17 protein-coding genes are annotated in these 17,734 nt (G+C 71.2%); 10 read left to right on the forward strand and 7 right to left on the reverse strand.

Annotated features, from left to right (window positions below):
• Positions 1 to 310: 310 nt before the first annotated feature.
• From glmU to ACIRGB_RS14875, 5 genes are all read left to right on the forward strand, one after another.
• The gene (glmU, locus tag ACIRGB_RS14855; protein ID WP_403863738.1) at positions 311 to 1,759 is read left to right on the forward strand and encodes a bifunctional UDP-N-acetylglucosamine diphosphorylase/glucosamine-1-phosphate N-acetyltransferase GlmU; all 1,449 of its coding nucleotides are present in this window, start codon (positions 311 to 313) and stop codon (positions 1,757 to 1,759) included.
• 131 nt (positions 1,760 to 1,890) lie between these two features.
• Positions 1,891 to 2,865 carry a ribose-phosphate diphosphokinase gene (locus tag ACIRGB_RS14860; protein ID WP_104631863.1) on the forward strand — a complete coding sequence of 325 codons (975 nt, stop codon included), beginning with the start codon at positions 1,891 to 1,893 and terminating at the stop codon, positions 2,863 to 2,865.
• Between the two features lie 212 nt (positions 2,866 to 3,077).
• Positions 3,078 to 3,674, forward strand: a complete 597-nt coding sequence (locus ACIRGB_RS14865; protein WP_403863741.1) for a 50S ribosomal protein L25/general stress protein Ctc — start codon at positions 3,078 to 3,080, stop codon at positions 3,672 to 3,674.
• Positions 3,675 to 3,736: 62 nt separating this feature from the next.
• Entirely contained in the window at positions 3,737 to 4,384 is a 648-nt protein-coding gene (pth, locus tag ACIRGB_RS14870; RefSeq protein ID WP_403863744.1) for an aminoacyl-tRNA hydrolase, read from the forward strand.
• A gap of 52 nt (positions 4,385 to 4,436) precedes the next feature.
• Positions 4,437 to 4,964, forward strand: coding sequence for a hypothetical protein (locus tag ACIRGB_RS14875; RefSeq protein WP_403863747.1), 528 nt, complete (start codon positions 4,437 to 4,439; stop codon positions 4,962 to 4,964).
• A 109-nt stretch (positions 4,965 to 5,073) separates the two neighbouring features.
• Here the strand turns inward: ACIRGB_RS14875 and ppc are convergent, their stop codons facing one another.
• Positions 5,074 to 7,809: a phosphoenolpyruvate carboxylase gene (gene ppc / locus ACIRGB_RS14880; RefSeq protein WP_403863750.1), complete on the reverse strand. Its 2,736-nt coding sequence runs from the start codon at positions 7,807 to 7,809 to the stop codon at positions 5,074 to 5,076.
• Positions 7,810 to 8,110: 301 nt separating this feature from the next.
• Between ppc and ACIRGB_RS14885 the strand changes: the two genes are divergently transcribed.
• The 3 genes from ACIRGB_RS14885 to ACIRGB_RS14895 all read left to right on the forward strand — a co-directional run bounded on the left by ACIRGB_RS14885 (position 8,111) and on the right by ACIRGB_RS14895 (position 11,067).
• Entirely contained in the window at positions 8,111 to 9,121 is a 1,011-nt protein-coding gene (locus ACIRGB_RS14885) for an acyl-CoA desaturase (protein ID WP_403863753.1), read from the forward strand.
• Entirely contained in the window at positions 9,118 to 9,795 is a 678-nt protein-coding gene (locus ACIRGB_RS14890) for a TetR/AcrR family transcriptional regulator (RefSeq protein WP_403863756.1), read from the forward strand. Before ACIRGB_RS14885 ends, ACIRGB_RS14890 begins: the two co-directional genes overlap by 4 nt.
• A gap of 96 nt (positions 9,796 to 9,891) precedes the next feature.
• Positions 9,892 to 11,067: a CaiB/BaiF CoA transferase family protein gene (locus ACIRGB_RS14895; RefSeq protein WP_403863759.1), complete on the forward strand. Its 1,176-nt coding sequence runs from the start codon at positions 9,892 to 9,894 to the stop codon at positions 11,065 to 11,067.
• Positions 11,068 to 11,087: 20 nt separating this feature from the next.
• On the opposite strand, the gene ACIRGB_RS14900 is transcribed toward ACIRGB_RS14895, so the two are convergent.
• Positions 11,088 to 11,459, reverse strand: coding sequence for a VOC family protein (locus ACIRGB_RS14900; protein ID WP_403863762.1), 372 nt, complete (start codon positions 11,457 to 11,459; stop codon positions 11,088 to 11,090).
• Positions 11,456 to 12,301: a trans-aconitate 2-methyltransferase gene (locus tag ACIRGB_RS14905; RefSeq protein WP_403863765.1), complete on the reverse strand. Its 846-nt coding sequence runs from the start codon at positions 12,299 to 12,301 to the stop codon at positions 11,456 to 11,458. Before ACIRGB_RS14905 ends, ACIRGB_RS14900 begins: the two co-directional genes overlap by 4 nt.
• Positions 12,302 to 12,419: 118 nt before the next feature.
• Here ACIRGB_RS14905 and tamR point away from each other — a divergent pair, with 118 nt between their 5' ends.
• Positions 12,420 to 12,917: a MarR family transcriptional regulator TamR gene (gene tamR, locus ACIRGB_RS14910; protein WP_007450665.1), complete on the forward strand. Its 498-nt coding sequence runs from the start codon at positions 12,420 to 12,422 to the stop codon at positions 12,915 to 12,917.
• On the opposite strand, the gene ACIRGB_RS14915 is transcribed toward tamR, so the two are convergent.
• Complete coding sequence (locus ACIRGB_RS14915; RefSeq protein WP_403863768.1) at positions 12,876 to 13,655, reverse strand: LuxR C-terminal-related transcriptional regulator; 780 nt, start codon at positions 13,653 to 13,655, stop codon at positions 12,876 to 12,878. The genes tamR and ACIRGB_RS14915 overlap by 42 nt on opposite strands.
• A gap of 311 nt (positions 13,656 to 13,966) precedes the next feature.
• Between ACIRGB_RS14915 and ACIRGB_RS14920 the strand changes: the two genes are divergently transcribed.
• Complete coding sequence (locus ACIRGB_RS14920) at positions 13,967 to 14,422, forward strand: GNAT family N-acetyltransferase (RefSeq protein ID WP_403863771.1); 456 nt, start codon at positions 13,967 to 13,969, stop codon at positions 14,420 to 14,422.
• A gap of 5 nt (positions 14,423 to 14,427) precedes the next feature.
• Here the strand turns inward: ACIRGB_RS14920 and galK are convergent, their stop codons facing one another.
• From galK to galT, 3 genes are read right to left on the reverse strand one after another with little or no spacing between them, the layout of a single operon-like run.
• Positions 14,428 to 15,591, reverse strand: coding sequence for a galactokinase (galK, locus tag ACIRGB_RS14925; RefSeq protein WP_403863774.1), 1,164 nt, complete (start codon positions 15,589 to 15,591; stop codon positions 14,428 to 14,430).
• Positions 15,592 to 15,629: 38 nt separating this feature from the next.
• Complete coding sequence (gene galE / locus ACIRGB_RS14930; protein WP_403863777.1) at positions 15,630 to 16,592, reverse strand: UDP-glucose 4-epimerase GalE; 963 nt, start codon at positions 16,590 to 16,592, stop codon at positions 15,630 to 15,632.
• Positions 16,589 to 17,650: a galactose-1-phosphate uridylyltransferase gene (gene galT, locus ACIRGB_RS14935; protein WP_403863780.1), complete on the reverse strand. Its 1,062-nt coding sequence runs from the start codon at positions 17,648 to 17,650 to the stop codon at positions 16,589 to 16,591. The genes galE and galT overlap by 4 nt, the downstream gene beginning before the upstream one ends.
• Between the last annotated feature and the right edge of the window lie 84 nt (positions 17,651 to 17,734).

Consider the following 17,734-nt stretch of genomic DNA (forward strand, 5'->3'; position numbering starts at 1 on the left):
CGCGATATCCCTCGAACTGGTGAAGCCCGCACGCCGACTTGTACCGTCGCGTCGAAGGCTCCCGGTACGGCATAGTGTTGGGTGCCGACTCGGCGAGCCGGCCGAACGCCCGGTTCGGTCGAGTTCCGTCCCCCATGGTGTAACCAGGCAGCACTGAGGGTTTTGGTCCCTTAAGTTCAGGTTCAAATCCTGATGGGGGAGCTCTTGTTCGGGCCCTGACATAACCGTCAGGGCCCGCACTCATGTCGCCCGTGAACCGCCCCGGTATCCTGCGGATGTCCCCACCTCCTCAACAGCCGAAGGGCATCCCGTGAGCGCCATTCGCCCGGCAGCCGTCGTCGTTCTCGCAGCGGGTGAGGGCACCCGTATGAAGTCGGCCACACCCAAGGTCCTGCACGAGCTGTGCGGCCGGTCCCTCGTCGGGCACGTGCTCGCCGCCGCCGGTGAGCTGCACCCCGAGAACCTGGTCACCGTCGTCGGGCACGCCCGCGAGAAGGTCACCGCGCACCTCGCCGAGGTCGCCCCCGACGTACGCACCGCCGTCCAGGAGCAGCAGAACGGCACCGGGCACGCCGTGCGGATGGGTCTCGAGGCGCTGGGCGGTGCCGTGGACGGGGTCGTCGTGGTCGTCTGCGGTGACACCCCGCTCCTCACCGGCGAGACGCTCAAGGCCCTCGCCGCCACGCACTCCGCCGACGGCAACGCGGTGACGGTGCTGACGGCCGAGGTGCCGGACGCGACGGGGTACGGCCGGATCGTGCGGGACGGGGCCTCGGGTGCCGTGACGGCGATCGTCGAGCACAAGGACGCCTCGGAGTCGCAGCGGGCGATCCGGGAGATCAACTCGGGTGTGTTCGCCTTCGACGGACAGCTGCTCGCGGACGCGCTGGGCAAGGTGCGCACGGACAACAGCCAGGGTGAGGAGTACCTGACGGACGTGCTCGGCATCCTGCGCGAGGCGGGGCACCGGGTGGGCGCTTCGGTCGCCGGTGACCACCGGGAGATCGCCGGGATCAACAACCGTGTGCAGCTGGCCGAGGCGCGGCGGATCCTGAACGACCGGTTGCTGACCGGGGCGATGCTGGCCGGCGTGACGGTGGTGGACCCGGCGACGACGTGGGTCGACGTGACGGTGACGTTCGAGCAGGACGTGGTCGTGCACCCGGGCACGCAGCTGCACGGTGCCACGCATCTCGCCGAGGGCTGCGAGGTCGGGCCGAACACCCGGCTGACGGACACCCGGGTCGACGCGGGGGCGCGGGTGGACAACACGGTCGCCGTCGGCGCGCACGTCGGGCCGCAGGCCTCGGTCGGTCCGTACGCGTATCTGCGGCCGGGGACCCGGCTCGGGCTCAAGTCGAAGATCGGTACGTTCGTCGAGGCGAAGAACGCGTCGATCGGTGAGGGGACGAAGGTCCCGCACCTCTCCTACATGGGTGACGCGACGATCGGTGAGTTCACCAACATCGGTGCCGCGAGCGTGTTCGTGAACTACGACGGGCAGGACAAGCACCACACGACGATCGGCTCGCACTGCCGTACGGGTTCGGACAACATGTTTGTGGCGCCTGTCACGGTCGGGGACGGTGCCTACACCGCCGCCGGCTCGGTGATCACGAAGGACGTGCCGCCCGGTTCGCTGGCCGTGGCCCGCGGCCAGCAGCGGAATATCGAGGGTTGGGTGGCCCGGAAGCGTCCGGGGAGCGCGGCGGCGAAGGCGGCCGAGGCGGTGTCCCGCGAGGCGGGCGGCGAAGACTGACCGGAAACCGGCGCGTCGAACACGGCGTACCGTGATAAGTGCACATCCGCACCCCACCAGCTGAGACGCCCCCGCGGCCAGTCGGGAGAGCGCCCATGAGCTCAGCTGCGAACCTCTGAGGAGAAAGTGCTGTGACCGGGATCAAGACGACCGGCGAGAAGAAGATGATGTTCTTCTCCGGCCGCGCACACCCCGAGCTTGCCGAGGAGGTCGCCCAGCAGTTGGGTGTCGGGGTCGTCCCGACGAAGGCCTTCGACTTCGCCAATGGTGAGATCTATGTGCGGTATCAGGAGTCGGCGCGCGGTGCGGACTGCTTCCTGATCCAGAGCCACACGGCTCCGATCAACAAGTGGGTCATGGAGCAGCTGATCATGATCGACGCGTTGAAGCGCGCGTCGGCCCGCTCCATCACCGTCATCGTGCCGTTCTACGGTTACGCGCGGCAGGACAAGAAGCACCGTGGACGTGAACCGATTTCGGCGCGTCTGATCGCGGATCTGATGAAGACCGCGGGTGCGGACCGGATTCTGGCCGTGGATCTGCACACGGACCAGATCCAGGGCTTCTTCGACGGCCCGGTGGACCACTTGTTCGCGCTGCCGCTGCTCGCGGACTACGTGGGTGCGAAGGTGGACCGTTCGAAGCTGACGGTGGTGTCTCCGGACGCGGGCCGGGTGCGGGTGGCGGACCGGTGGTGCGACCGTCTGGGCGCGCCGTTGGCGATCGTGCACAAGCGGCGGGACAAGGACGTGGCGAACCAGGTCACGGTGCACGAGGTCGTGGGCGATGTGGAGGGGCGCATCTGCGTCCTGGTCGACGACATGATCGACACGGGGGGCACGATCTGCGCCGCGGCGGACGCGCTGTTCGCGCACGGTGCGGAGGACGTGATCGTGACGGCGACGCACGGTGTGCTGTCGGGTCCGGCGGCGGACCGGCTGAAGAATTCGAAGGTGAGCGAGTTCGTGTTCACGAACACGCTGCCGTCGGCGAGTGAGCTGGAGCTGGACAAGATCACGGTGCTGTCGATCGCGCCGACGATCGCGCGTGCGGTGCGTGAGGTGTTCGAGGACGGTTCGGTGACGAGCCTGTTCGACGAGCAGTGAGCGTTGTGCAGTAACCGTTCTGCAGGTGGCGTCCCGCCTGTCTGATCGTTTTGGGTACGGCCTCCCTCTCCGAGTAGACTGCTGAAGTTGCTCGGCGAGGGAGGCCGTACCCGTGTGTGCGGGTGTGGCGCTCCGTTATCGACGCGCTCTTCGTAGCAGGCCGTTCGTGGCCGGGTGACCACGTCCGTTCCTGATTTCCACGAGGAGTGATCATGTCCGAGGTCAAGCTCACCGCCGTGACGCGTACCGAGTTCGGCAAGGGTGCCGCGCGTCGCATCCGCCGTGACAACAAGGTTCCCGGTGTTCTGTACGGTCACGGTTCCGACCCGCTGCACCTGACCCTGCCGGGTCACGAGCTGCTGCTGGCGCTGCGTACGTCCAACGTGCTGATCGCGCTGGACATCGACGGCAAGACCAACGAGCTGGCGATCCCGAAGTCGGTCCAGCGTGACCCGATCAAGGGCTTCCTGGAGCACGTCGACCTTCAGCTGGTGAAGCGCGGCGAGACCGTGTCGGTCGAGATCCCGGTGCAGGCCGAGGGCGAGCTGGCCCCGGGCAACTACCTGCTGGAGTACGTCCTGGACGCGCTGCCGGTCGAGGCCGAGGCCACGCACATCCCGGAGAACGTCACCGTGTCGGTGGAGGGTCTGGAGGCCGGTGCCTCGGTCCACGCCAAGGACATCGCGCTGCCGTCCGGCGTGAAGCTGGACGTGGACGGCGACACCGTGGTGCTCCAGGTCCTGGCCGCGCAGGCCGAGGAGGCCCCGGCCGAGGGCGAGGGCGGGGGCGAAGAGGCCGCCGAGGCCTGATCCTCCCGCACGGTCATCGTGTGGTCGGCCGCTGTTCCCGTGCGGGGCAGCGGCCGACGCGTATGTGGGGACGGGTGGTTACGGGTGGTACCGGTGGTGAAGGAGACAGGGACGTGACGACGGACGCGGGCGCTCCGTGGCTGGTGGCCGGCCTCGGGAATCCGGGACCCGAGTACGCCGCGAACCGGCACAACGTCGGCTTCATGGTGGCGGATCTGCTGGCGGAGCGGATCGGTGCGCGCTTCAAGCGGCACGGCAAGGCGCAGGCGCAGGTGGTCGAGGGGCGGATCGGTCCGCCGGGTCCGGCCAACCGGCGGGTGATCCTGGCGAAGCCGATGTCGTTCATGAACGTGTCGGGCGGTCCGGTGACGGCGCTGCGGGACTTCTACAAGGTGCCGGTCGGCAACATCGTGGCGGTGCACGACGAGTTGGACATCGACTACGGCGTGCTGCGGCTGAAGCTGGGCGGCGGGGACAACGGGCACAACGGGCTGAAGTCGATCACGAAGTCGCTGGGCCCGGACTACCACCGGGTGCGGTTCGGGATCGGGCGGCCGCCGGGGCGGATGCCGGTGGCGGATTTCGTGCTGCGGGACTTCTCGTCGACGGAGCGCAAGGAGCTGGACTACTTCGTCGACCGGGCGGCGGACGCGGTGGAGGCTCTGGTGATCGAGGGTCTGGAGCGGGCGCAGAGCGCGTACAACTCCTGACTTGTCCGACGATGCCGCGCGGGTGAGTTGACCGGGTGTGCAGGTATGGCCAATGATCCCGGCCATGCCTGCCTCCGCCCCCGCCGCTCGTCCCCGTCAGGCCGCCTCCGTGTCCTCCGCGTCCTCCGCCCTGCTGGGGTTCGGCCGGGTCGTGGCGATGGGTACGGTCACGGCGTTGATCCTGATCGCGGGGGTGTGGGCGTCGTGGGGCACGGCGCAGCACGTGCTGCTGACCAAGGGCCGGGAGCGGGGCACGGTCGAGGTGACGCGGTGCGGCGGGGGGACGTGCAGTGGGCCGTATGCGCCGGTGTCGGCGGGGTCGCAGGCGCGGGAGCGGGTCGTCATCGAGGACTCCGTCGCGGTGGCGAAGGGGCGGACGTACGCGGTGGTGGTGAAGCCCGGCGGTGACGAGGTGGTGCGGTCGGGGCCGGCGGGGGTGCTGTACGCGTGGGTGCCGTTGGGTGGGGCGTTGTTGCTGGCGTCGGTGATCGTGGCCGGGGGGCTGCGGCGGACTCGGGCGGCGTGGGGGATGGCGGGGGCGGGGGTCGTGCTGCTGACGGCGGCGTTCTTCGCGGTGTGAGGTTCTGACGTACGACGTGACGGTGCCCCGGGCTCTGGTGAGCTCGGGGCACCGGTGTTTTCCCGTGCGGGGCGGGGGCGGGGCGACTGCCCGCAGGCGGGGGTTGCCGTCAGCCGGTGTTGCGCAGGCCGGCGGCGACGCCGTTGACGGTGAGCAGCAGGGCCCGGGCGAGCAGCGGGTCGACTTCCTCGCCGGCGGCGGCCGCCTCGCGCTGGCGGCCGAGGAGGGCGACCTGGAGGTAGGAGATGGGGTCGAGGTAGGCGTCGCGGATGGCGAAGGTCTGCTTGAGGACCGGGTCGGCGTCGAGGAGTTCCGTCTCGCCGGTGACCCGCAGGACCTCGCGGACCGTGAGTTCGTGTTCGGCCTTGATGGTGTCGAAGACGTGCTTGAGCTCGTCGGGGACGAGGGTGTCGACGTAGTGCTGGGCGATGCGCAGGTCGGTCTTGGCCAGCGTCATCTCGACGTTGGAGATGAAGTTCCGGAAGAAGTGCCACTGCTGGTGCATCTCGTCCAGCACGGTGTCCAGGCCGGCCTCGCGCAGGGCCTTGAGGCCGGAGCCGACGCCGTACCAGCCGGGGACGATCTGCCGGGACTGGGTCCAGCCGAACACCCACGGGATGGCGCGCAGTCCGTCGAGCGAGACGCCCGAGCCGGGGCGGCGCGAGGGCCGTGAGCCGAGGTGCAGGTCGGCGAGCTGGTCGACCGGCGTGGAGGCCAGGAAGTACGTCGGCAGGTCGGGGTCCTCGACCAGGTGCCGGTAGGCGGTGTGGGCGGCGTCGGAGACGACGTCCATCGCGGCGTCCCAGCGGGCGAGGGCCTCGTCGGACTGGCGGGGCGCGGTGTGCAGGGCGGAGGCCTGGAGGGTGGCCGCGACGGTCAGTTCCAGGTTCTCCCGGGCGAGGGCCGGGATGAGGTACTTGTCGGAGATGACCTCGCCCTGCTCGGTGACCTTGATCTCGCCCTCCAGGGTGCCCCAGGGCTGGGCGAGGATGGCGTCGTGGGTGGGGCCGCCGCCGCGGCCGACGGTGCCGCCGCGGCCGTGGAAGAGGCGCAGCCGTACGCCGTAGCGGTGGGCGACGTCGCGCAGGCGGCGCTGGGCGCGGTGGATCTCCCACTGGCTGGTGGTGATGCCGCCGAACTTGGAGGAGTCGGAGTAGCCGAGCATGACCTCCTGGACGTCGCCGCGCAGGGCGACCAGGCGCCGGTAGGAGGGGTCGGCGAGGAGGTCTTCGAGGATGGTGTCGGCGGCCTTGAGCTCGTCGGTGGTCTCCAGGAGCGGCACGATGCCGATCTTGGCCCAGCCGGCGTGCAGGTCGATCAGTCCGGCCTCGCGGGCCAGCACCGCCGCGGCGAAGACGTCGTCGGCGCCCTGGCACATGGAGATGATGTAGGACTCGATGACCTCGGGGCCGAAGACCTCCAGGGCGCGGCGGACGGTCTGGAAGACGCCGAGGGTCTTCTCACCGGGTGCGTCGACGGGGGCCGGGCTGGGGGCCAGGGGCCGGCGGGAGCGCAGTTCCTTCGCGAGGAGCTTGGTGCGGTACTCGCGGGGCATGTCGGCGTAGCGCCAGGACTCCTCGCCGAGCCGGTCGAAGAGCTGGCCGAGGGCGTGGTGGTGGGCGTCGGCGTGCTCGCGGACGTCCATGGTGGCGAGCTGGAGGCCGAAGGCGGCCAGGGTGCGGATGGTGCGGGCGAGGCGGCCGTCGGCGAAGAGGCCGCCGCGGTGCTCGCGCAGGGAGGTCTGGACGATGCGCAGGTCGTCAATGAGCTGAGCGGTGCCGAGGTAGTCGCGGCCCGCTTCGTGGGCGGTGCCCTTGGCGAGGCGCTGCTTGGTGTTCTCCAGCTTCTGCCGGATGCAGGTGGCCTTGAGCCGGTAGGGCTCCTCGGCGTTGAGGCGCTTGTAGCGGGGGCTGATCTCGGGGAGCCGCTCCAGGTCGGCCTGGAGGGAGGTGAGCAGTTCCTCCGTGGCGCCCGCGTAGCGGATGGAGTTGGAGAGGAAGCCGCGCAGCTCGTCGATCATCTCCAGGGCGTCGTTGATGCCGTGTTCGTGCTGGAGGATGAGGATGTCCCAGGTCACCTGGGGGGTGACGTTGGGGTTGCCGTCGCGGTCGCCGCCGATCCAGGTGCCGAAGGTGAGGGGGCGGGTGTCGTCGGGGAGCTTGACGCCGGCCCGCTCCAGTTCGGCGGTGAGGTCTTCGAGGACGTCGCCGACGGCGCCCAGGTGCAGCTCGTCGAGGTAGTAGATGGCGTTGCGGGCCTCGTCGGCGGGCTCGGGGCGGACGACGCGCAGTTCGTCGGTCTGCCAGACGAGGTCGATGTTCTCCGCGAGCCGGGTGTCCAGGCGGCGCCGGTCGGACTCGTTGACCGGGGTGTCCAGGAGGGCGGCGATGCGGCGCAGCTTGTTGAGGACGGAGCGGCGGGCGGCCTCGGTGGGGTGCGCGGTGAAGACGGGCCGCACGTTGAGGTTGCGGACCGTCTCGCGCAGGTGCTCGGGGTCGGCGTCCTTCAGGCGGTCGGCGGTCCGGGCGAGCAGTCCGCCCTCGGCGGCGCGCTTGGCGCCCAGTTCGCGGCCGCGGTGCACCTGCTCGGTGACGTTGGCGAGGTGGAAGTAGGTGGAGAAGGCGCGGACGAGCTTGGCGGCGGTCTCCAGTTCGGTGCCGCGCAGCAGTTCGGCGGCGGCTTCGCCGTCCTCGCGGGTGAGTCGGCGTACCTTCTCGACGAGTTCCAGCAGCTCGGGGCCTTCCTGCCGGACCAGGGTCTCCCCGAGGAGATCACCCAGCCGGCGGATGTCGGCGCGCAGCTCGCTGCTGGTCGTCGTGGTGCTCTGGTCGTCGGCACTGCTCACAGGTGCGGCTCCTTGCAGTGTTGAAGCTCGTCTGGGAGGGAACCCGGACGGCCGTCTCGCGCGGCGGGCGCCGCTTACCGGGCCGGACGTCCGGGAAGTAATCAGAGCGGACCGCGCTGTCCGACCGACACCAGGATAGGTGTCGGCCGGGACGCGCAGGCTCTGGGGCTCTTGCCGTGCGGCCACGCACTGTCATACTTACGTCGCCGTAGGTTACGGAACCGTAGGAAATCGTGCAGGTTCCGGAGCCCGGCACCGGCCACACCACACGACCCCATCCTCGACCCCACAGGGGACGCGCATGACCACGAGTTCCGATGTGATCCCAGACGCTTCGCAGCCGGCCGATTCCGGCGCGGCGTCCTCCGCCACGCTGGGCGGTGAGCAGAAGCGGTCCATCGAGCAGATCACGCTGCTGCTGTTCATCACCCTTCCGTTCCTCGCGCTGGTGGCGGCGGTGCCACTGGCGTGGGGCTGGGGGGTGAGCTGGCTGGACCTGGGGTTGCTGGTCTTCTTCTACTTCCTGGGCTGCCACGGCATCACCATCGGGTTCCACCGGCACTTCACCCATGGTTCCTTCAAGGCGAAACGGCCGTTGAAGATCGCGTTGGCGATCGCGGGCTCGATGGCGGTCGAGGGGCCGCTGGTCCGCTGGGTGGCCGACCACCGCAAGCACCACAAGTTCTCCGACGACGAGGGCGACCCGCACTCGCCGTGGCGGTACGGCGAGACGGTGCCCGCCCTGATCAAGGGCCTGTGGTGGGCCCACATCGCCTGGATGTTCGACGAGGAGCAGACGCCGCAGGAGAAGTACGCGCCGGACCTGATCAAGGACCCGGCGCTGCGGGCGGTCTCCCGCCAGTTCATCCTGTGGACCGTGGTGTCCCTGGCGCTGCCCGCGCTGATCGGCGGACTGGTCACGATGTCCTGGTGGGGCGCGTTCACCGGGTTCTTCTGGGGTTCACTCGTGCGGGTGGCGTTGCTGCACCACGTGACCTGGTCGATCAACTCGATCTGCCACGCGGTGGGCAAGCGCCCCTTCAAGTCCCGGGACCGCTCGGGCAACGTGTGGTGGCTGGCGATCCTGTCCTGCGGTGAGTCCTGGCACAACCTGCACCACGCGGACCCGACCTCGGCGCGGCACGGGGTGATGCGCGGGCAGCTCGATTCGAGCGCCCGGCTGATCCGCTGGTTCGAGCGCCTCGGGTGGGCCTACGACGTGCGCTGGCCGTCACGCTCGCGTATCGATTCGCGCCGCAACACGGACCAGGACGGCGCCCGCCGCCGGAAGGAGACGGCGAAGGCGGCATGATGGACGCCGTGGCGACCGACTCCAGCAGCACCCCGAGCAATGACAAGCCGCGGCGCCCACGTCGCACCCGGATGACCGGTGCCGAGCGCCGCCAGCAGCTGCTGGAGATCGGTCGCACCCTCTTCGCGACGAAGGGTTTCGAGGGCACCTCGGTGGAGGAGATCGCGGCGAAGGCCGGGGTGTCCAAGCCGGTGGTGTACGAGCACTTCGGCGGCAAGGAGGGGTTGTACGCGGTGGTCGTGGACCGCGAGATGCGGCGGCTGCTCGACATGGTGACCAGCTCCCTGACGGCCGGGCACCCGCGTGAGCTGTGCGAGCAGGCCGCCTTCGCGCTCCTGGACTACATCGAGGAGTACACGGACGGCTTCCGCATCCTGGTCCGCGACTCCCCCATCCCGCAGTCGACGGGTACCTTCGCCTCGCTGATCTCGGACATCGCCACCCAGGTGGAGGACATCCTGGGCCGCGAGTTCAAGAACCGCGGCTTCGACGCCAAGCTGGCCCCGCTGTACGCGCAGGCGCTGGTGGGCATGGTGGCGCTGACCGGCCAGTGGTGGCTGGACGTGCGCCGTCCGAAGAAGGCGGAGGTGGCGGCGCACCTGGTGAACCTGGCGTGGCACGGCCTGGACGGTCTGGAGCCGAAGCCGCGGCTGATCGGTCACCGCAAGAGCTAGATCCGCAAGAGCCGGGTCCGCGAGATCCAGGTCTTGCTAGAGCCGGGTCCGCAGGAGCCAGGTCCCGCAAGAGCCAGGTCCCCGAGGGCAGAACACATGCAGCCACTGCGCGGCGTCACCGTCGTCTCGCTCGAACAGGCGATCGCCGCTCCCTACGCCAGCCGTCAGCTCGCCGACCTCGGCGCGCGGGTGATCAAGGTGGAGCGCCCGGGGACGGGGGACTTCGCCCGGGCGTACGACTCCCGGGTGCGGGGTCTGAGTTCGCACTTCGTGTGGGTCAACCGCAACAAGGAGTCCGTCACCCTGGACTTCAAGGACCCGCGGGGCCTGGAGCTGCTGCGCCGGCTGATCGCGGACGCCGACGTGTTCCTGCAAAACCTGGCGCCGGGTGCGGCGGCTCGCGCCGGGCTCGGCGCGGAGGAGCTGCGGGCGGCGCACCCGGGGCTGATCGTGTGCGACATCTCCGGCTACGGCGCCTCGGGCCCGTACGAGGGCCGCAAGGCGTACGACCTGCTGGTGCAGTCCGAGGCGGGGCTGCTGTCGGTCACGGGCACGCCGGACGGCATGGCCAAGGCGGGCATCCCGGTGTCGGACATCGCCGCCGGGATGTACGCGTACAGCTCGATCCTGGCCGCGCTGCTGGAGCGGGGCCGTACCGGACGGGGTGCGCGGCTGGACGTGTCGATGCTGGAGTCCACCGTGGAGTGGCTGGGCTTTCCGCTGTACTACTCCTTCGACGGCGCGCCGCCGCCTCCCCGGGCGGGCGCCGCGCACGCGACGATCTATCCGTACGGCCCGTTCACGGCGGGCGACGGGAAGGTCGTGATGACGGCGGTGCAGAACGAGCGCGAGTGGCACGGTTTCTGCGCGGGCTTCCTGGGCCGTCCGGAGCTGGCCGGGCACCCGCACTACGCCACCAACGCGGACCGCGACGCGCACCGGGAGGAGCTGGGCGCGGTGATCTCGGCCCGGTTCGCGGAGCTGACCAGTACCGAGGCGATCGCGCTGCTCGACGCGGTGCCGGTGGCCAACGCCCGGGTGAACACGCTCGCCGAGGTGTGGGACCACCCGCAGCTGGCCGCGCGCGGGCGCCTGCACGAGGTGTCCACCCCGGCCGGTCCCGTACCGGCGATGGCGCCGCCGGGACCGACCGGTCAGGCGCCGCGCATGGAGGCGGTCCCGGCGCTGGGCGAGCACACCCGCGCCGTACTCGGCGGCCTCGGCCTGTCGGAGGAGGACCTCGACGCGCTCGCCGCGGACGGCGTGGTGTGAGCCCGGCCGGGTGGTCCCTGTCAGGCGGGTGCGTCCGGCTCCAGGAACTCCAGGCGGTTGCCGACCGGGTCGGCGCAGTGGAAGCGCCGGTGGCCGGGCAGGGCGTCGTCCCAGGTGACGGGCGTGCCGTGGGCCTCCAGGCGGGCGGCGTACGCGTCGATCCCGGTGACCCGCAGCCCGGGGTGGGCCTTGCGGGCGGGCCGGAAGCCGCTCGTCTCGACGCCCAGGTGGAGCTGGACGGGGCCGGCCGCGAACCAGCAGCCGCCGCGGGCGGCGAGCACGGGCGGCTTGGGGATCTCGGTCATGCCGAGCACTCCGGCGTAGAAGGCGCGCAGCGGCTCCTCGGCGCCGGGCGGCGCGGCGAGCTGCACGTGGTCGAGACCGGTGATCACCGGACCGCCTCCCCCGCCCCATCCGTCCCCACGGGCTTCCGGGCGACGGCGAAGACCCGGCGGAAGGGGAACGGGGTGCCGTGCGCCTCGGCGGGGTAGGCGGCGCGCAGGACCGCCCGGTACTCCTCGACGAACGCGTCCCGGGCTGCCGGATCGTCGCCGAGGGCGTCCAGTACGGGCCGCAGTCCCGTCCCCTTCACCCAGTCGAGGACGGCGTCCTCGCCGGGCAGCAGGTGGACGTACGTCGTCTCCCACACGTCGGCGGTGCAGCCCGCGGCGGTCAGGCGGGCCAGGTAGCCCTCGGGGGTGAGGACTGCGTCGTCGTGGCGCAGGACGCCGGTGAGGCGGTCCCGCCAGCGCCGGGAGTCGGCCAGCTCGCGCATCAGGCGGTGGCTGGGGGCGTCGAAGTTGCCGGGGACCTGGAGGGCGAGGGTGCCGCCGGGGGCGAGGCGGTTGATCCAGTCGGGGAAGCGGTCGGCGTGGCCGGGGACCCACTGGAGGGTGGCGTTGCTGACGAGGAGGTCGAACGGCTCGTCGGGGGTCCAGGTGCGGGCGTCGGCGGGGGCGAAGTCGAGGTGGCCGCCGCCGGGGGTGGGGCCGGCGTACTGCCGGGCCCGTTCGAGCATCGGGGGCGAGTTGTCGTAGCCGGTGACGCGGGCGGTGGGCCAGCGGTCGGCGAGCAGGACGGTGGCGTTGCCGGGGCCGCAGCCGAGGTCGGCGATGCGGGGCGCGTCCGCGGGGAGGTCCGGGATCCGGGCGAGGAGGTCGGTGAAGGGGCGGGCGCGGTGGCCGGCGTGGCGCAGGTACTGGGCGGGGTCCCAGGTGGGGGCGGTGGCGGGCATGGAGCCTCCAGAGGGTGTCCGTGCGGGACGGGTACCCAGCGTCACCCCAAAGTATCTCGACGTCAAGACAGTTGGCCTCAAGAGACTTCACATCGACACAACCACTACACTGATCGTCATGGAGGACGAGGTCGATCGGCTGGTCGCAGCGTGGCGCCGGGAGCGCCCGGACCTCGACGTGGAACCGCTCGAGGTGCTGAGCCGCGTCAGCAGGCTGGCCCGGCACCTGGACCGCGCCCGCCGGCTGGCCTTCTCCGAACACCAGCTGGAGCCGTGGGAGTTCGACGTGCTGACGGCGCTGCGCCGCGCGGGCACCCCGTACCAGCTCTCCCCGGGACAGCTCCTCACCCAGACCCTGGTCACGTCGGGCACGATGACCAACCGGATCGACCGGCTCGCGAAGAAGGGCCTGGTGGAGCGCCTGCCCGACCCCAGCGACCGGCGCGGCGTCCTGGTCCGGCTCACGGACGAGGGCCGGGACCGCGCCGACCAGTCACTGGCGGGCCTGCTGGCCCAGGAGCGGGCGATCCTGGGCGAGCTGTCCCGCGCCCAGCGCAGCGAACTGGCGGCCCTGCTACGCCAGCTGACCGCCCCGTTCGACAACATCCCCGGCTGAGGACCCGTCCAGGTCCACCGGTCCCACCCCGGCCCTGCGCGCCAGCGCCACGGCGGCCAGGGTGGAGTGGACGCCCAGCTTGCCCAGGACGTTCTGCATGTGGGTGCGCACCGTGTGCGGGGACAGGTACAGCCGCTCGGCGACCGCCTTGCGGCCGAGCCCGGCGACCATGCAGCGCAGCACCTCGCGCTCGCGCGGGGTCAGCGACTCCACCAGCAGCTCGCTCTCGGTGCGGTGCTTGCGGGCCGCGGTCAGCTCGCGCAGGACGCCGGTGAGCAGGGCGGGCGGCAGGTGCGTCTCGTCGCGCAGGACGCCCCGGATGACGCTGAGCAGCCGGGACAGGGAGCAGTCCTTGGCCACCCACCCGCAGGCCCCGGCCCCCAGGGCGAGGGCGGCCCGCCGGGGGTCGTCCTTCTCGGCGAGGACGACGATCCGTACGCCCGGCTGCCCCGACCGCACCCCGGCGACCAGCGAGATCCCGTCCACCAGCCCGTCCTCGTTGCCGTCCCGGACGGGTACGGCGGGCCGGGCGCCGGGCACATGGCCGCCCAGGTCGGCGTCGACCAGCAGCACGTCGAACCGCCGCCCCTCGGAGGCGGCCCGCTCCAGGCAGCGGAGTGCGGCCGGACCGCTGCCGGCCGCGGAGACGTCGACGTCGGGCTCGGCGGCCAGGGCGGCCGCGAGCGACTCGGCGAAGATGCGATGGTCGTCGACGACCAGGACTCGGATACGCACCACGAAACCCCCTCCCCCGAGCTCCGCGAGGAGCAGGGGATACCCATCGTCTGTCCGTCCTCGGACGACGGCACCGGCACGGGTACGACGTCCGGGGCCCCGCATCCAGCTGTGCTGTTGTGCTCGGTACTCCGGGACGGGCCGCCGCAGCCGCACGACCGCCGCCGTGCGGCAACCGCTGTCCCCGCCCCGGGCGCCGTACCCGGCTGTCTCGCCCCCTGAACGGCACCGGCCCCCACCGGTGCTGCTCATCAGAGTACGGACGGGCGCCGGGAGCGGAAGGCTATTTGCAGAACTGACTCCGTGGCACGTTTATGGTGAGCCGCATGTTTCGTCTTGTGACAGAAGTCGACAAGGAACGGCGCGATCTGCTGCGCACCCGCCTGCGGGAGACGAACACAGCGGCCTCTTCCGTCCTGCGTTCCCTGCGCGGGACCCCTCACGAACGCGAATTCCCGCTGCACGTCTGGGTCCTGGACCGGGCCGGTGGCCTGGCGGGCGGCCTGGTCGGCCACACCTGGGCGACCTGGCTGCACGTGACCTACCTGTGGGTGGACGGCGGCCACCGGGGCGCGGGCCTCGGCTCCGCCCTCCTCGACGAGGCGGAACGCACCGCCCGCACCGAACGCGGTTGCACCGCCGCCCGCGTGGAGACCTGGGACTTCCAGGCCCCCGGCTTCTACACCAAGCGCGGCTACGACGTGGTGTGCGTGATCCCCGACTACCCGCCGGGGATCACGGAGTACACGCTGGTGAAGCGGCTCGGCTGACCGGCTCAGAGCAGGCGCCGCGCCCCCGCCGAGGGCACCGCCTCGAAGACCCGCGGGGTCGTGAAGGACGCCGCCGCGAAGGCGTCCTCGACCGCCTCGGTGACGGCGTCCACGTCGGCGGCCTCCACCAGGACGATGGCCGAGCCGCCGAAGCCGCCGCCGGTCATCCGGGCGCCGAGGGCGCCGGCGGCCAGGGCCGTGTCGACGACCAGGTCCAGCTCGGGGCAGGAGATGCGGAAGTCGTCGCGCAGCGAGGCGTGTCCCTCGACGAGGACGGGGCCGATGGCCCGGGTGTCGCCGGACTCCAGCAGCGACACCACCCGCTCGACCCGCTCGTCCTCGGTCACCACGTGCCGGACCAGGCGGCGCACCTCCTCCTCGTCGCCCAGCCGCTCCAGCGCCACGTCCAGGTCGGCGTAGGGCACGTCGCGCAGCGCGTCGACGCCGAGCAGCGCGGCGCCCTTCTCGCAGCCGGCCCGGCGCTTGCCGTACTCGCCCTCGCTGTGGGAGTGCTTGACCCGGGTGTCGACGACCAGCAGGCGCATCCCCTCGGCGGCGAGGTCGAAGGGGATCTGGCGCTGGGACAGGTCGCGGGTGTCCAGGAAGAGGGCGTGGCCCGCCTCGCAGCAGGCGGCGGCCGTCTGGTCCATGATGCCGACCGGGGCGCCGACGTAGACGTTCTCCGCGCGCTGGCACAGCCGGGCCAGCTGCCAGCCGCGCAGGCCGAGGGAGTACAGGTCGTTCAGCGCGAGGGCGACGACGACCTCCAGGGCGGCCGAGGACGAGAGTCCCGCGCCCGACGGGACCGTCGAGGCCAGGTGGACGTCGGCGCCGGTCAGCTCGTGGCCCGCCTCGCGCAGCGCCCAGACGACGCCCGACGGGTAGGCGGTCCAGGACTTGTCCGAACCGGGGGCCAGATCGGCGACGCGCAGCTCGACCGGCCCGGCGTCGATGTCGGCCGAGTGCAGGCGCAGGACGCCGTCGTCGCGCCGGGAGACGGCGGCGACGGCCTGGTGCGGCAGGGCGAACGGCATCACGAAGCCGTCGTTGTAGTCGGTGTGCTCGCCGATGAGGTTCACCCGGCCCGGCGCCGCCCACACGCCCTCAGGGTCCGCCCCGTACAGCTCCCGGAACCGCTCGCCGACGGTCTCCGCGACAGCCTCGCCCATGCCCTGACCCCTCGCCCTTCCGGTAACTGCGGTAAGTACTAGCCCGCGCGCCGCTGCGCGAACTCCCACGCGTCCGACACGATCCCCGCGAGGTCCGCGCGGGACGGGTTCCAGCCCAGTTTCTCCCGGGCGGTGTCCGCGGAGGCCACCAGGACCGCCGGGTCGCCGCCCCGGCGCGGGGCCACCACCTCGGGAATGGGGTGGCCCGTCACCCGCCGCACGGTCTCGACGACCTCGCGGACGGAGAAGCCGTTGCCGTTGCCCAGGTTGCAGATGAGGTGCTCGCCCGGGGTGGCGGCCGCCACGGCCAGCAGATGGGCCTCGGCCAGGTCGGCGACGTGGATGTAGTCGCGCACACAGGTGCCGTCCGGCGTCGGATAGTCGTCGCCGAAGACGGAGATGGCCTCCCGCCTGCCCTGCGCCACCTGGAGCACCAGCGGAATCAGATGCGACTCGGGGTCGTGGCGCTCACCGTACTCCCCGTAGGCGCCCGCGACGTTGAAGTACCGCAGCGAGACCGCGCCCAGTCCGTGGGCGGCCGCCTCACCGGTGATCATGTGGTCGACGGCCAGCTTCGAGGCACCGTAGGGGTTCGTGGGCTTCGTCGGCGCGGACTCGACGATCGGGACCTGCTCGGGCTCGCCGTAGGTGGCGGCCGTGGAGGAGAAGACGAGCCGCCGCACGCCCGCGCCCCGCATGGCCTCCAGCAGCGCCATGCTGCCACCGACGTTGTTGTCCCAGTACTTCTCGGGCTTCACGACCGACTCGCCGACCTGGGAGAAGGCGGCGAAGTGCAGCACGCCGTCGAAGGAGCCGTCCAGCCACTTGGCGGCGTCGCGGATGTCACCCTCGATGAACGAGGCACCGGCCGGCACACCCTCGCGGAAGCCGGTCGACAGATTGTCGAGCACGACGACCTCGTGCCCGGCCTCCACCAGATGCTGGGCGACGACGCTGCCGACGTATCCGGCACCACCTGTCACCAGGTACTTCCCGCTCATGAACTGGCTACCTCTCGCAGTCGCTCGGCCGCGCGCTCCGGGGGCACGTCGTTGATGAAGACGTTCATGCCGGACTCGGAGCCCGCGAGGAACTTCAGCTTGCCGGACGTACGGCGAATGGTGAAAAGCTCCAGGTGCAGCGCGAAGTCGTCCCGCGTCACGCCCTCGAACTCGTCCAGCTGCCCGAACGGCGCCTGGTGCCAGGCCGCGATGTACGGCGTCGGCGGCTCCGTCTCGCCGAAGATCCGGTCGAAGCGCCTCAACAGTTCCAGATAGACCTTGGGGAATTCTGTGCGCGCCGCCTCGTCGAGCCCCAGCAGATCGGGCACCCGCCGCTTCGGATACAGATGCACCTCGTACGGCCAGTGCGCCGCGTACGGCACGAAGGCGGCCCAGTGTTCACCCTCCAGGACGACCCGCTCACCGGCCAGCTCCTCCTCCAGCACGGCGTCGAACAGGTTCCCCCCGCCCGTCGCGTCCTTGTGGGCGGCGAGTGAACGGAGCATCAGGGCGGTGCGGGGGGTGGTGAACGGGTAGGCGTAGATCTGCCCGTGCGGGTGACCCAGCGTCACCCCGATCTCGGCGCCCCGGTTCTCGAAGCAGAACACCTGGTCGACGGAGGGCAGATGGGACAGCTCTGAGGTGCGGTCCGTCCAGGCGTCGAGCACGAGCCGGGCCTGCTCCTCGCTCAGGTCGGCGAAGGAGGCGTCGTGGTCGGAGGTGAAGCAGACGACCTCGCAGCGCCCGGAGTCGCCGACCAGCGAGGGAAACCGATTCTCGAAGACCACCACGTCGTACGACGAGTCCGGGATCTCGCTCAGCCGCTCCCCGTCCGAGGGGCACAGCGGGCACTGGTCGGCCGGCGGGTGGTAGGTGCGCCCCTGGCGGTGCGAGGCGACGGCGACCGAGTCACCGAGCAGCGGATCGCGGCGCACCTCGGAGGTGGTGACGGTCCGCTCCAGCGGACGGCGGTCCACGGCATCGCGCACGGTGTCGTCGCGCAGGTCGTAGTAGACCAGCTCACGGCCGTCGGCCAGCCGGGTCGAGGTCTTCTTCACTGCCGCACTCCTCTGCGCCCACCCATGACAGTCACCAGTCATCCAACACAATCAAACATAACACATCACAACCCACCAACCTCG

It is taken from the genome of Streptomyces sp. NPDC102490, from assembly GCF_044765285.1.
GTDB lineage: Bacteria > Actinomycetota > Actinomycetes > Streptomycetales > Streptomycetaceae > Streptomyces.

Coding starts and splice junctions, on each gene's coding strand:
- ACIRGB_RS14895 (WP_403863759.1), top strand. CDS start 9,892: ATGCAGCCACTGCGCGGCGTCACCGTCGTCTCGCTCGAACAGGCGATC.
- ACIRGB_RS14875 (WP_403863747.1), top strand. CDS start 4,437: ATGATCCCGGCCATGCCTGCCTCCGCCCCCGCCGCTCGTCCCCGTCAG.
- galE (WP_403863777.1), bottom strand. CDS start 16,592: ATGAGCGGGAAGTACCTGGTGACAGGTGGTGCCGGATACGTCGGCAGC.
- ACIRGB_RS14865 (WP_403863741.1), top strand. CDS start 3,078: ATGTCCGAGGTCAAGCTCACCGCCGTGACGCGTACCGAGTTCGGCAAG.
- ACIRGB_RS14920 (WP_403863771.1), top strand. CDS start 13,967: ATGGTGAGCCGCATGTTTCGTCTTGTGACAGAAGTCGACAAGGAACGG.
- galK (WP_403863774.1), bottom strand. CDS start 15,591: ATGGGCGAGGCTGTCGCGGAGACCGTCGGCGAGCGGTTCCGGGAGCTG.
- ACIRGB_RS14905 (WP_403863765.1), bottom strand. CDS start 12,301: ATGCCCGCCACCGCCCCCACCTGGGACCCCGCCCAGTACCTGCGCCAC.
- tamR (WP_007450665.1), top strand. CDS start 12,420: ATGGAGGACGAGGTCGATCGGCTGGTCGCAGCGTGGCGCCGGGAGCGC.
- ACIRGB_RS14885 (WP_403863753.1), top strand. CDS start 8,111: ATGACCACGAGTTCCGATGTGATCCCAGACGCTTCGCAGCCGGCCGAT.
- ACIRGB_RS14890 (WP_403863756.1), top strand. CDS start 9,118: ATGATGGACGCCGTGGCGACCGACTCCAGCAGCACCCCGAGCAATGAC.
- pth (WP_403863744.1), top strand. CDS start 3,737: ATGTGGGGACGGGTGGTTACGGGTGGTACCGGTGGTGAAGGAGACAGG.